Source organism: Actinomadura chokoriensis (assembly GCF_041463665.1).
In the GTDB taxonomy this organism is placed as follows: Bacteria; Actinomycetota; Actinomycetes; order Streptosporangiales; family Streptosporangiaceae; genus Spirillospora; species Spirillospora chokoriensis_A.
In genome coordinates this window covers 523,148-536,473 of sequence record NZ_JAXCEJ010000001.1, presented here as the reverse complement: position 1 = coordinate 536,473, position 13,326 = coordinate 523,148, and the positions used below count along the sequence as shown (strand labels likewise).

The 13,326-nt window shown below is 72.5% G+C and carries 10 protein-coding genes; 8 read left to right on the top strand and 2 right to left on the bottom strand.

The genetic code is table 11. The features are described from left to right. Nucleotides 1-23 precede the first annotated feature (23 nt). The 8 genes from SM418_RS02575 to SM418_RS02540 all read left to right on the top strand — a co-directional run bounded on the left by SM418_RS02575 (nucleotide 24) and on the right by SM418_RS02540 (nucleotide 10,370). Nucleotides 24-992 (top strand): ribonuclease Z, encoded by a 969-nt coding sequence (locus SM418_RS02575; protein WP_371938508.1) that lies wholly within the window; start codon nucleotides 24-26, stop codon nucleotides 990-992. Next, nucleotides 985-2,349: a dihydrolipoyl dehydrogenase family protein gene (locus SM418_RS02570; RefSeq protein WP_371938509.1), complete on the top strand. Its 1,365-nt coding sequence runs from the start codon at nucleotides 985-987 to the stop codon at nucleotides 2,347-2,349. The genes SM418_RS02575 and SM418_RS02570 overlap by 8 nt, the downstream gene beginning before the upstream one ends. Before the next feature lie 31 nt (nucleotides 2,350-2,380). Beyond that, entirely contained in the window at nucleotides 2,381-4,366 is a 1,986-nt protein-coding gene (locus tag SM418_RS02565; protein ID WP_371938510.1) for a thioredoxin domain-containing protein, read from the top strand. 204 nt (nucleotides 4,367-4,570) lie between these two features. Next, the gene (locus SM418_RS02560; RefSeq protein WP_371938511.1) at nucleotides 4,571-5,755 is read left to right on the top strand and encodes a C40 family peptidase; all 1,185 of its coding nucleotides are present in this window, start codon (nucleotides 4,571-4,573) and stop codon (nucleotides 5,753-5,755) included. Nucleotides 5,756-5,892: 137 nt separating this feature from the next. After that, entirely contained in the window at nucleotides 5,893-6,411 is a 519-nt protein-coding gene (abmR, locus tag SM418_RS02555) for an ATP-binding transcription factor AbmR (protein WP_371938512.1), read from the top strand. 184 nt (nucleotides 6,412-6,595) lie between these two features. Next, entirely contained in the window at nucleotides 6,596-7,483 is an 888-nt protein-coding gene (locus SM418_RS02550; protein WP_371938513.1) for an isoprenyl transferase, read from the top strand. A gap of 75 nt (nucleotides 7,484-7,558) precedes the next feature. Next, a complete protein-coding gene (phoH2, locus tag SM418_RS02545; RefSeq protein WP_371938514.1) occupies nucleotides 7,559-8,947 on the top strand; it encodes an RNA 5'-3' helicase PhoH2 in 1,389 nt (462 codons plus the stop codon). A gap of 520 nt (nucleotides 8,948-9,467) precedes the next feature. Then, nucleotides 9,468-10,370: an aggregation-promoting factor C-terminal-like domain-containing protein gene (locus SM418_RS02540; protein WP_371938515.1), complete on the top strand. Its 903-nt coding sequence runs from the start codon at nucleotides 9,468-9,470 to the stop codon at nucleotides 10,368-10,370. 54 nt (nucleotides 10,371-10,424) lie between these two features. Here SM418_RS02540 and SM418_RS02535 read toward each other — a convergent pair whose 3' ends face one another. Both SM418_RS02535 and SM418_RS02530 read right to left on the bottom strand, forming a co-directional pair. Further along, complete coding sequence (locus SM418_RS02535; RefSeq protein WP_371938516.1) at nucleotides 10,425-11,825, bottom strand: class II fumarate hydratase; 1,401 nt, start codon at nucleotides 11,823-11,825, stop codon at nucleotides 10,425-10,427. A gap of 80 nt (nucleotides 11,826-11,905) precedes the next feature. After that, nucleotides 11,906-13,174 carry a serine/threonine-protein kinase gene (locus SM418_RS02530; protein WP_371938517.1) on the bottom strand — a complete coding sequence of 423 codons (1,269 nt, stop codon included), beginning with the start codon at nucleotides 13,172-13,174 and terminating at the stop codon, nucleotides 11,906-11,908. Nucleotides 13,175-13,326 lie beyond the last annotated feature (152 nt).

Here is a 13,326-nt window from a genome sequence, read left to right as displayed (position 1 = left end):
CCCCCGCCCGGCACCATGGGGGGATGTCGGTTCGCGATCTGATCGTCCTCGGTTCCGCCAGCGCCGTGCCCACCAAGGCCCGCAACCACAACGGCTATCTGCTGCGCTGGGACGGCCACGGCGTGCTGTTCGACCCGGGCGAGGGGACGCAGCGGCAGATGTCGCGCGCCGGAGTCTCCGCCGGCGACGTGACCTGGATCTGCGTGACGCACTTCCACGGCGACCACTGCCTCGGCGTGCCCGGCGTCGTCCAGCGCATCGCCCGCGACGGCGCCCGGCACCCGGTCGGCGCGGCGTTCCCGGCGAGCGGGGCGCGGTACTGGGAGCGGCTGCGGCACGCGGCCGTCTTCCGGGACACCGACGTGATCCGCGAGCGGCCCGTGTCCGGCGAGCGGATGCCGCTCGACACCGGCGACGCGCCGTTCACGCTGGTCGCGCGGCGGCTGTCGCATCCGGTCGAGGCGTACGGGTACCGGCTGGAGGAGCCGGACGGCCGCACCATGCTGCCCGCCGAACTCGCCGCGCGCGGCATCCGGGGGCCGCTGATCCGGCGGCTCCAGGAGGAGGGCCGGGTCACCGCGCCGGACGGACGGACGGTCGCCCTCGACGAGTGCAGCGTGCCCCGTCCGGGGCAGAAGGTCGCGTTCGTCATGGACACCCGGCTCTGCGACGGCGTCCGCGAGCTGGCCGACGGGGTCGACATGCTCGTCATCGAGTCGACGTTCCTGCACGAGGACGCCGGACTGGCCGCCGAGTACGGCCACCTGACGGCCGCGCAGGCGGGTGCGGTCGCGGCGGAGGCGGGCGTCCGGCACCTCGTCCTCACCCACTTCTCCGAGCGGTACCCCGCCGAAGACGAGCACCGCTTCGTGGACGAGGCGTCCGCCGGGTTCGGCGGCGACATCACTCTCGTCCACGACCTCGATGTGATCTCGATGCCGCCGCGCCGTCATACCGGACGGGAACATGGGCAGGATCAACGTCATGTCTGACGAAGTCGATGTCGTGGTGATCGGTCTGGGGCCCGGGGGCGAGGACGCTGCGGGGAGGCTGGCGGAGGCGGGCCTCTCCGTCGTCGCCATCGAGTCACGGCTGGTCGGCGGCGAGTGCCCGTACTACGCGTGCGTCCCCACCAAGATGATGGTGCGCGCCGCCGGGCTGCTCGAAGAGGGCCGCCGCGTCCCCGGGATGGCGGGGTCGGCGACCGTCCGTCCCGACTGGGCGCCCGTCGCGGCCCGCATCCGGGACGAGGCCACCGACTCGTGGGACGACAAGGTGGCCGCCGACCGGCTCACCGGCAAGGGCGCGAGGCTCGTGCGCGGTGAGGGGCGCATCACCGGACCGAACGAGGTGACGGTCGACGGCCAGGTCTTCCAGGCCCGCCGCGGCATCGTCCTCAACACCGGCACGGCGCCCACCGCGCCGCCCATCGACGGCCTCGCGGACACGCCGTTCTGGACGAACCGGGAGGCCGTGCAGGCCACCGAGGCCCCGACGTCGCTCATCGTCCTCGGCGGCGGTGTCGTCGGCGCGGAGATGACGCAGGTCTTCTCCCGCTTCGGCACCCGCGTCACCATCGTGGAGGCGGCCGACCGCCTCCTCCTCAACGAGGAACCGGAGTCGAGCGCCCTGATCCGGGACGTCTTCGAACGCGAGGGCATCGGCGTCCGCACCGGTGTGAACGTCACCGCCGTCAGCCACGACGGCGACGAGTTCACCATGCGCCTCGGGGACGAGGCTCTGAGCGCCGAGCGCCTTCTCGTCGCGACCGGCCGCCGGCCCAACCTGCGGGGCCTCGGCCTGGAGCACGTCGGCCTGGAGGAGCGGGCCCGCCACATCCCCGTGGACGGCCACATGCGCGCGGCGGACGGAGTGTGGGCGATCGGCGACATCACCGGCATGGGCGCGTTCACGCACGTCTCCATGTACCAGGCGGGCATCGCCGTCCGCGACATCCTCGGCGAGGAGGGCTCGCCCGCCGCCTACCGCGCCGTCCCCCGCGTCACCTTCACCGACCCCGAGATCGCCTCGGTCGGCCTCACCGAGGCCCAGGCCCGCGAGCAGAACCTCCCCGTCCGGACCGGCATGGCGAGGATCCCCGATTCGACCCGCGGCTGGATCCACAAGGCCGGCAACGACGGCTTCGTCAAGCTCGTCGAGAGTACCGAGTGGGGCACCCTGGTCGGCGCCACCGCGGTCGGCCCGGCCGGCGGCGAGATCCTCGGCTTCCTCGCCGTCGCCGTGCACACCGAGACCCCCACCGCCGTCCTCCGCGAAATGATCTACGCCTACCCCACCTTCCACCGCGCCATCGAGTCCGCCCTCGCCGACCTCGACGCCCGGGGGTGAAGCCGCGGCCCGATCGGGCAGGATCGAAGGCATGAACCGGCTCAAGGACGCGACAAGCCCGTACCTGCTCCAGCACGCCGGCAACCCGGTGGACTGGTGGGAGTGGAGCGACGAAGCGTTCGCCGAGGCGCGGCGGCGCGATGTCCCCATTCTCCTATCTGTCGGATATGCCGCTTGTCACTGGTGCCATGTCATGGCCCACCAGTCCTTCGAGGACGGCGAGACCGCGCGGGTCATGAACGAGCTGTTCGTGAACATCAAGGTGGACCGGGAAGAGCGGCCGGACATCGACGCCGTCTACATGGAGGCGACCCAGGCCATGACGGGCCAGGGCGGGTGGCCGATGACGGTGTTCATGACCCCGGACGGGCATCCGTTCTACTGCGGGACGTACTTCCCGCGCGCCCAGTTCCAGGCGCTGCTGCAGGCCGTGCGCAAGGCGTGGACGGAGCAGCGCGCCGACGTGGTCGGGCAGGGGCAGGAGGTCGTCGCGGCGCTCAGCTCGCGGGGGACGGGCCTGGCCGGCACGGAGGTGCCCGGCGAAGAGGTCCTCGCGCACGCGGTGAAGGTGCTCGCCGGATCGTACGACGCGGTGCGCGGCGGGTTCGGGGGCGCGCCCAAGTTCCCGCCGTCGATGGCGCTCGAGTTCCTGCTGCGGCACCACGCCCGGACGGGGGACGACAAGTCGCTCGCGATGGCCTCGCACACCCTGGAGGCGATGGCCCGGGGCGGGATGTACGACCAGCTCGGCGGCGGGTTCGCGCGGTACTCGGTGGACGCGCAGTGGGTCGTCCCCCACTTCGAGAAGATGCTGTACGACAACGCGCTGCTGGCGCGGGTCTACGCGCACTGGTGGCGGCTCACCGGGTCGCCGTTCGCGCGGCGGGTCGCGCTGGAGACGTGCGACTGGATGCTGCGCGATCTGCGGACGAACGAGGGCGGGCTCGCGTCGGCGCTGGACGCCGACAGCGAGGGCGTCGAGGGCAAGTACTACGCGTGGACGCCGGCCCAGCTCCGGGAGGTGCTCGGCGAGGAGGACGGCGCGTTCGCGGAGGACGTGTTCGAGGTGACGGGGACGTTCGAGCACGGGACGTCCGTCCTGCAATTGCTCGCCGACCCGGAGCACGTCGGGCGTTACGAGCGTGTGCGGACGGCCCTGCTGTCGGCGCGCGCGCACAGGGTTCCTCCGGCGCGGGACGACAAGGTCGTGGCCGCGTGGAACGGGCTCGCCATCGCGGCGCTGGCGGAGTGCGGCGCGCTGTTCGACCGTCCCGATCTCGTGCGTGCGGCCGAGGAGGTGGCGCGGCTGCTGATGGACGTGCACGAGCGCGACGGGCGGCTGACGCGCACGTCCAAGGACGGGACGGCGGGCGCCAACTCCGGTGTCCTGGAGGACTACGCCGACGTGGCCGAGGGCCTGATCGCCCTGCACGGCGTCACCGGGGACCCGCACCACCTGCGGCTTGCCGGCGAGTTGCTGAACACCGTCCTCGAACGGTTCGCCGACGGCCACGGCGGCTTCTACGACACCGCCGACGACGCCGAGCGGCTCTTCCGGCGCCCGCAGGATCCGACCGACAGCGCGACGCCGTCCGGGCAGTTCGCGGCTGCGGGGGCGCTGCTGTCGTTCGCCGCGCTCACCGGTTCGGACTGGCACCGGCAGGCGGCCGAGGCGGCGCTGGCCCCGGTCGGGACGCTCGCCGAGAAGCACGCCCGGTTCGCGGGCTGGGGGCTGGCCGTGGCGGAGGCGCACGCGACCGGCCCGGTGGAGATCGCGGTGATCGGCGACCCGGACGACGAGCGCACGCGGGCGCTGCACGGGACGGCCCTCATGGCGGTCGCGCCCGGCGCGGTGGTGAGCGTCGGCCCGCCGGACGCGGAGGGCGTGCCGCTGCTGGAGGGACGGGGCCTGGTGGACGGGGTGCCCGCCGCGTACGTGTGCCGGGGGTTCGTGTGCCGGCTGCCGGTGACGACGGGGGCCGAGCTGACCCGCGAACTACGTGGGCAATTGGACTGACGGTCCACTTTGTGGCAACGTGACCTTGATCTCGTTCTCGCTTGGTGTTACCAAAGAGTAGCCGGGAGCGAACTGACCCGATGCGGTATCGGGGGCGGGGCTGCCGGTCGGTGCGCCGGGTATCTGGACGATGACCCGCCACCTGGGTCATAGTCGTCCCCGAGGACGGTCAGGGCGCAGGGCGACCTTTCGAGGAGTGTGGCAGTGGGAAAGCCGAACCGCCGGATCCTACCGACGATCATCGGCGTTTCGGTGCTGACGACCCTCGCCGCCAACGTGGCCGTTCTCATCGCCCACGACGACACCCCCGCGGACACCCGGCAGGCCGACAAGAGCGCCCGCTACGTGGCCGCGTCCGGCAGCACCAGCCTGTCGCCCACGGCGGTCGCGCCGCTCGGCAGGCGGCTCACCCCGCACGTGCTGGTGGCCGCCCCGTCGACGCTGCCCGCCGACGTCGTCCAGAAGGTCCGCGGCGCCAAGGGCGTGCAGGGCGTCGAGGTCGTGGACGCCGTGCAGGGCATGGTCGCCGGCAAGCGGGTCGGGCTGATGGGCGTGAACCCGTCCACGTTCCGCAACTACACGCCTAAGCCGACCGCCAAGTCGGACGCGCTGTGGCGCAACGTGGCGTCCGGCGACGTCGCGATCTCCTTCACGATGGGCAGTGACGGCGGCGTCGAGCTCGGCAGCCAGATCTCCGTCGGTGGCAGGTACCGCCAGTCGCAGTTGCGCGTCGGCGCCTACGCGACGATGGGCGTCAGCGACGTCGACGCGGTCATCTCGCACGCCACCGCGCAGGCCCTCGGGATGCCGAACGGCAACGCGATGCTGATCAGTGTCCCGAAGACCCCGCCGAAGACGTTCATCAAGAAGCTGCGCAAGGTCCTGCCCAAGCAGGCCAGGGCCGTCACGGTCAACCCGGAGATCGACTTCCCGAAGGCCGGGGCGGACGCCCCCACCTCCAACGGCCAGGTCATGACGGCCCAGCAGGTGCGGACGGTGATCCAGGCGGCCTACACGCGGCTCGGCTGGCCCTACGTCTGGGGCGGCGAGTCCGAGGCCGAGGGCGGCTACGACTGCTCCGGCCTGATGCAGTTCGCGTTCGCCAAGGCCGGCATCAGGCTGCCGCGCGTCGCCGCCGACCAGGCCCGCGCCGGCTGGGTGATCCCCTACAGCAAGGCCGAGCCGGGCGACATGCTGATCTGGGCGAACGACCCGACCGCCCCCGGCTACATCTCGCACATCGCCCTCTACCTCGGCAAGGGCAAGATGATCGCGGCGCCGCGCCGCGGCACCGTCGTGCAGATCCAGAACGTCTACACCCGCAACATGCGCGGCGCCGTCCGGGTGAGCCCCAAGACCGCCGCCAAGGTCGCCGGCGCCATCGGCTGACCCACAGCCGGCAGCCGCGGGCGAGGAACTCCAGGTCGTGGTCGATGAGGTCGGGGAGTTCCTCGTAGCCCGTCTTCCCGTCGATGACTCTCCTCCGGGCTGGCGCCCTTGCAGGGGAACGCTGTAATTTTGATTACATGAGTACTGAAGCGGCGGAGGAGCTGCGCGGCTGGTTCTCGGGGCGGCTTCCGGACGGGTGGTTCGAGGGCGCCCCCGAGGTCGTCCTCGACCGCGAGGAGGCCAGCGTCATCGGACGGCTGCCCCTGCCCGCGGCCGCCGAGGCGGTCTCGGGCGCGGAACGGGCCGGGGTGATCGCCGGGCACGTCCAGCGTTTCCGCGAGGAGACCCGCGAGCGGCGCGTCGGGATCGCGCGCGAGGCCGAGCAGCGCTTCGGCCACAAGGTCTCCTGGGGCGTCGACTGCGACGGCGTGCGCGAGATGTTCACCCACCTGTCGGTGCCGGTCATGACCCGGCTGCGGCAGCCGGAGCGGCGCGTCCTGGACACGCTCGTGGACGCCGGCGTCGCGCGCAGCCGCAGCGACGCCCTCGCCTGGTGCGTCCGCCTCGTCGGCAAGAACACCGACGAGTGGCTGTCGGAGTTGCGCACCGCGCTGCAGCACGTCGAGCGCGCCCGCGCCGCCGGCCCGAAGGCCTGAACCGCCCGGCGCGCGCCCCCGGGTGACCGCCCCCCGCCGCCGACCTGCGCGAGGAGGCCGGCGGCCCGTTTCGCGGCGCCTCCGAACTACCCTGGCTTCATCGGAACCGGCGGGAGAAGTGTCGCCGCCGGGCCATAATTGAGCGTCCTCCCGGCAGGGACGGGTCGCTCGAAGGGAAGCCCACATGGGGGATCGGCGTACGGGAAGGCCGCGCATCGCGCTTCCGCGCGGCGGGCGGAGCGAGGGCGCGCGCCGCCGTCCCGCCGAGGGCGGGCGGCTGACCTCGGCCATCCGCCGCAGCGGTCCGTACGCGGCCGTCCGCGACGTCGTCTACCGGATGTACGAGCGCCGGGTCGAGGCCGACCTGCCGACCGACGTCACCCCCCGGCACGTCGGCGTGATACTCGACGGCAACCGGCGCTGGGCCAGATCGATGGGGCTGGCCGACGTCAACACCGGGCACCAGCGCGGCGCGCAGAAGATCTCCGAGCTGCTGCAGTGGAGCGCGGAGGCCGGGGTCGAGGTCGTCACGCTGTGGCTGCTGTCCACCGACAACCTGAACCGTCCCGCCGCCGAGCTGGCGCCGCTGCTGGAGATCATCGAGAACACCGTCGGCAAGCTCGCCGCCGACGGCTGGTGCGTCAAGCCCGTCGGCGCCCTCGACCTCCTGCCCGATAAGACCGCACGTGTCCTGAAAGACGCGGGTGAGGCCACATCCGGCGCTCCCGGCCTGATTGTGAACGTCGCGGTTGGGTACGGAGGTAGGCGTGAGATCGCTGATGCGGTGCGCTCGCTGCTCATCGAGCAGGCGAGCCGTGGCACCAGCATCGAGGAACTCGCCGAGTCCCTCGACGTGGAGCACATCGCCGAGCATCTCTACACGCGCGGCCAGCCGGACCCGGACCTGGTCATCCGCACCTCGGGGGAGCAGCGTCTCTCCGGCTTCATGCTCTGGCAGAGCGCCCACTCGGAGTTCTACTTCTGCGAGGTCCACTGGCCGGACTTCCGCAAGGTCGACTTCCTCCGGGCGATCCGCTCCTACGCCGCGCGGCACCGGCGCTACGGTTCCTGACCGTCCCCAGCGGACCACCGCCCCCGCGGCGGACCTGCGCGCCACCGGTAGGTTCCCCTATCCCAGGGAGATCGAGTGGCCACATCCTCCGCGCGCCGTCCCGGCACGTCCGGGAACACCGCTGGAACGCCCGGGGGGTCGTCCCCTCGCGGCGCATCAGACCGGCGCACGTACGTCCTCGACACCAGCGTCCTGCTCGCCGACCCCGGGGCGCTGACCCGGTTCGCCGAGCACGAGGTCGTACTCCCCATCGTCGTCATCTCCGAGCTGGAGGCCAAGCGTCACCACCCCGAACTCGGGTACTTCGCCCGGCAGGCGTTGCGCACGCTCGACGACCTGCGGCTGCGGCACGGGCGGCTGGACGAGGCCGTGTCCGTCGAGGGGCCGAACGGCGACCAGGGCGGCACGCTGCGCGTCGAGCTGAACCACTCCGACCCGAGCGTGCTGCCGGACGGCTTCCGGCTCGGCGACAACGACACCCGCATCCTGTCGGTCGCCGGCTGGCTCGCCCGCGAGGGACGGGACGTCGTGCTCGTCTCCAAGGACCTGCCGATGCGGGTGAAGGCGTCCGCGGTCGGGCTCGCCGCCGAGGAGTACCGGGCGGAACTCGCGGTCGTGGAGTCCGGCTGGACCGGGATGCGCGAGCTGGAGGTGCCCGCCGGGGACGTCGAGGAGCTCTACGACTCCGGCGGCGCCGACCTGGAGGAGGCCAGGGAGCTGCCCTGCCACACGGGGCTGCGGCTGCTGTCGGAGCGCGGCTCCGCGCTCGGCCGGACGCTGCCGGACAAGTCCGTGCGGCTGGTGCGCGGCGACCGGGAGGTGTTCGGGCTGCGCGGCCGGTCCGCGGAGCAGCGGATCGCGCTCGACCTGCTGATGGACGAGGACGTCGGCATCGTCTCGCTCGGCGGGCGGGCCGGCACGGGCAAGTCGGCGCTGGCGCTGTGCGCGGGGCTGGAGGCCGTCATGGAGCGGCGCCGGCACCGCAAGGTCGTGGTGTTCCGGCCGCTGTACGCGGTCGGCGGCCAGGAGCTCGGCTACCTGCCCGGCTCGGAGAACGAGAAGATGTCGCCGTGGGCCCAGGCGGTCTACGACACGCTGTCGGCGGTCACGACGCCCGAGGTCATCGAGGAGGTCCTCGACCGCGGCATGCTGGAGGTGCTGCCGCTGACGCACATCCGGGGCCGCTCGCTGCACGACGCGTTCGTCATCGTGGACGAGGCGCAGTCGCTGGAGCGCGGCGTACTGCTGACCGTCCTGTCGCGGATCGGCGCCGGTTCGCGGGTCGTCCTGACCCATGACGTGGCGCAGCGCGACAATCTCCGGGTGGGACGGCACGACGGTGTCGCGGCCGTGGTGGAACGTTTGAAGGGCCACCCGCTGTTCGCGCACGTGACGCTGACCCGGTCGGAGCGCTCGCCGATCGCCGAACTGGTCACCGACATGCTCGGCGACGTGGGCGTGTAGGAGGGGCGGAGACGCGTCGAGACCCCGGCGGGCCCGGCTCGGGCCGCCGGGGTCTCCGTGTCCGGCGGCACCCGGCCACGCCCCTACGGAATGTGATCACCAAACCCCGGATCGTAGATTTGTGATTAAGGTCACTTTTGCCCGTCCGGTGGGGAGGATTCCCAGGCCGACCGGCGGTTTCGGGGGTCCGGCCGGGGAGTTGACAACCATCCCACCAGCTCCATTTGTCTCGTTTCGGTTGCGGAGAAGCCCGCGGATTCCGGCATTGTGTCTCCTCGTAAGCACCCCCGAGCGGTGCCAGACCGGAGCGCGGCCCCCGAAGACGCGCACCGGACGGCGCCGGACCGGGCCCGGAGCCGCGCGACCCCGGCGGCCCGCCGGTCCGGGGGTGGAAACAGCTCGGGCGCGTGTCCATGCGCGTGCGACCGTCGGAAGGACCGCCTTGTACGGAGACCATCACGGGTCCCCTAGGCGAGACGATCGACAGAACTTCGACCCACCGTCCCCCACCGTGGACGCGATGGCGGCCTTCGAACCGGCCCCCCGGGCGCCTCAGCAGGCGGTACATGAGGACGACGTGCGGGTCGCCGGCACCGACCGCGCCCAGTTCGGCGCCCCCGCCGGTGACACCCTCGGCTTCCAGGAGATGCCGTCCGAGCCGGGGCACGCCCCGGCCGCGGGGCCGCACGACGAGATCGCGTCGGACCGGCGCGGGCCGCGTCCGGCCGGACGCCGCGCGGGCGGCGCCCGCAAGCGCAGGGCCGAGCGCAACGGCATGCGGATCGCCGCGATCGCCGGCGGCGCGGTCGTCGTCCTCGGCGGCGGCGCGGTCGCCGCGTTCGCGCTGACCGGCGGTTCCGGCGACGACGCCGGCGCGACCGTCAAGCCGGACAAGCAGCTGGCGATCGTCGCGCCCAAGGTCGACCCGAAGGCCCTGGAGCAGCAGCGGCGCGATCTCGCCCTGGAACGCGCCTCCCGCGCGACGCGCCAGGACGCCGGCAAGGGCCCGTCCCTGCAGCCCAAGGGCACGCCGATCCCGACCAAGACGCCGGAGAAGAAGAAGGACACCGGCAGCGGCGGCAGCGGCGGCGGCGCCCCGGTCGGCGACCCGGTGCCGAAGGGCGAGGCGCAGGAGATCGCCAAGAAGCTCATGCCGAGCTTCGGGTTCACCGGCGACGGCCAGTTCGGCTGCCTGGTGAACCTGTGGGACAGGGAGAGCGGCTGGAACACCCACGCCGCCAACCCGTCCTCGGGCGCCTACGGCATCCCGCAGGCCCTGCCCGGCTCCAAGATGGCGAGCGCCGGCCCCGACTGGCAGAACAACGCCACCACCCAGATCAAGTGGGGGCTCGGCTACATCAAGGACCGCTACAAGACGCCCTGCGGCGGCTGGTCGCACTTCCAGTCGGTGGGCTGGTACTGACCCCGGTCCGGCGCGTCCCGGCGCCCAGCGCGGCCGCTGGGACGCGCACGGCCGTCACCTCCCGGACGAGCCGGTCATTCCGAGCACGTCGAGCGCCCGGTCGAGCTGCTCGGCGGTCAGCCTGCCGTCGTCCACGTAGCCGCGTTCGAGCACGACCTCCCGGATCGTCCTGCGCTCCCTGAGCGCCTGCTTGGCGACCTCGGCCGCCTCCTCGTAGCCGATGTAGCGGTTCAGCGGCGTCACGATCGACGGCGACGACTCTGCGTACTCGCGCATCCTGGCCTCGTCGGCCTCGATCCCGTCCACGCAGCGGTCGGCGAACAGCCGCGACACGTTCGCCAGCAGGGTGATCGACTCCAGCACGTTGCGGGCCAGCATCGGCATCATCACGTTCAGCTCGAAGTTCCCGGACGCGCCGCCGAACGCCACCGCCGCGTCGTTCCCGATGACCTGCGCGGCGACCTGGACGACCGCCTCCGGGAGCACCGGGTTCACCTTCCCCGGCATGATCGACGAGCCGGGCTGCAGGTCGGGCAGCCGGATCTCGGCGAGGCCGGCGCGCGGGCCCGAGCCCATCCAGCGCAGATCGTTGGCGATCTTGTTGAGGCTCACCGCGACGGTGCGCAGCGCGCCGCTCGCCTCGACCAGGCCGTCCCGCGCGCCCTGCGCCTCGAAGTGGTCGCGCGCCTCGGTCAGCGGCAGCCCGGTGACCCGCGCGATCTCCGCGACGACCCGGCCGCCGAACCCCTCCGGCGTGTTGATGCCGGTGCCGACCGCGGTCCCGCCGAGCGGCAGTTCCGCGAGCCGCGGCAGGACCGCCTCCAGCCGCTCCACGCCGCGGCGCACCTGCGCCGCGTACCCGCCGAACTCCTGCCCGAGGGTCACCGGCGTCGCGTCCATCAGGTGCGTGCGGCCCGACTTCACCACCGTCCGGAACTCGCCGGCCTTGCGCGCGAGCGCCGCCTCCAGATGGCGCAGCGCGGGGATCAGGTCGTTCAGGACGGCCCCGGTCGCCGCGATGTGGATGGACGACGGGAACACGTCATTGGACGACTGGGAGGCGTTCACATGGTCGTTCGGGTGGACGGGCCGGCCGAGCCGCTCCTGCGCCAGCGTCGCCACGACCTCGTTGGCGTTCATGTTGGACGACGTCCCGGACCCGGTCTGGAACACGTCGATCGGGAACTCGTCGTTCCACCGGCCGTCCGCGACCTCCCGGGCGGCCTCGGCGATCGCGCCGGCGACGTCCTCGGGGAGCACCCCGAGCTCGGCGTTCACCACCGCCGCCGCGGCCTTGATCTGGCCGAGCGCCGCGATGTGCGCCGCCTCCAGCGTCCGGCCGGAGATCGGGAAGTTCTCCACCGCGCGCTGGGTCTGCGCCCGCCACTTGGCGGGCGCCGGGACCCGCACGTCGCCCATGGAGTCGCGCTCGACCCGGAACCCCTGCTCGGACATGGAAGCCTCCCCGTCGGATCATCGGCCGTCCTTCATGGCAGCCCGTCAGGTGGCTCCCGCATTCCCCGGGGTGGGCCTTCTCACTCCTTGTTGATCGTGTAGTTCTTGCGCTCGTCCGGCTTGCCCGCCGGCTGCTGCTCGCCGTTCACCCAGACGTCGCAGGCGGACGCGTCGTAGACCACCGCGTTGAGCCGGGGCTGGTCGTACTGCCGCAGGTCGCCCGGTTGGAGCGACTCGTCGGTGAGAACGGTGATCGAGTCCCCCGGGATGGAGACGAAGATCTTGCACGTGCCGGTGCGGGCCCGCACGACCAGCGTGCTGCTCGCGACGCCGGGCGGCGCGGCGGCCTGGGTGGCGCCCGCCGGGCCGGACGCCGTGGCGCCGCCGGTGGGGGAGGGGCCGGGGCTCTCCCGCATCATGCCGACGATGAGGGCGGTCGCGCCGATCCCGCAGGAGGCGACGGTCGCGCCGATGAGCGCGATCACGGCCATCACCCGGTACCGGGGCGTCGGCGGGCGCCGGCCGGACCGCGGCCCGGTGAGGGCCCGTTCGAGCCGGTCGACCGCGCGCGCGTGGCTGAGCCGGCGGGTCGGGTTCTTCTCCAGCAGCCCGGTGATGACGGGCGCGAGCGCGCCCGCGTTCTGCGGCGACGGAGCCGACTCGTTCGCCAGCGCGGACAGCGTCGCCATCACGTTCTCGCGCTCGAACGGCGGACGGCCCTCCAGCGCGGCGTACAGCGTCGCGCCGAGGGACCACAGGTCGGACCGGGGCGTGGCCTTCTCCCCGGCGGCGACCTCGGGCGCCACGTACGCGGGCGAGCCCATGAAGTGGCCCGTCTTCGTCAGGCTCGCCGACCCCGAGGAGAACGCGAGCCCGAAGTCGGTCAGCACGACCCTGTCGCCGTCCAGCAGCACGTTGCTGGGCTTGAGGTCGCGGTGCACGATCCCGGCCTTGTGCGCGGTGTTGAGCGCGTCCAGCAGCGCGCGGCCGATGTGGGCGACGCGATCGGGCGGCAGCGGGCCCGAACGTTCGATGAGCTGTTCGAGGCTGGGCGCCTCGATCATCTCCATCACGATCCAGGGACGGCCCTGTTCGATGACGACGTCGTACACCTCGACGATGGAGTGCGTGCGCAGCTGCGCCGGCGCGCGTGCCTCCCGCAGGGTACGGCGGTAGAAGACCACCCGGTCGTCCTCGGAGAGGTCCTCGGGGAGCCGCAGCTCCTTGATCGCCACGGCGCGATCGAGGAGCTCGTCATGCCCTCTCCAGACGATGCCGTTGGCGCCCTGACCTATTTCCGAGACCAGCCGGTAGCGCGTCGCTAGAACGAGGCGCTCTGACTGTGACATGGCGGAAAAGATACCGGAGTGGCCAGGCGGTCATCGGGGAGACCTCAGTAGGAACTAGATTTTTGGCTCAATACTGTGACCTACTGACGAGAAACTTCGCGAACGGGCCCCGGACGGGCCTTAGACGGGCCTTAGACGGCCCGCCGCCGGGG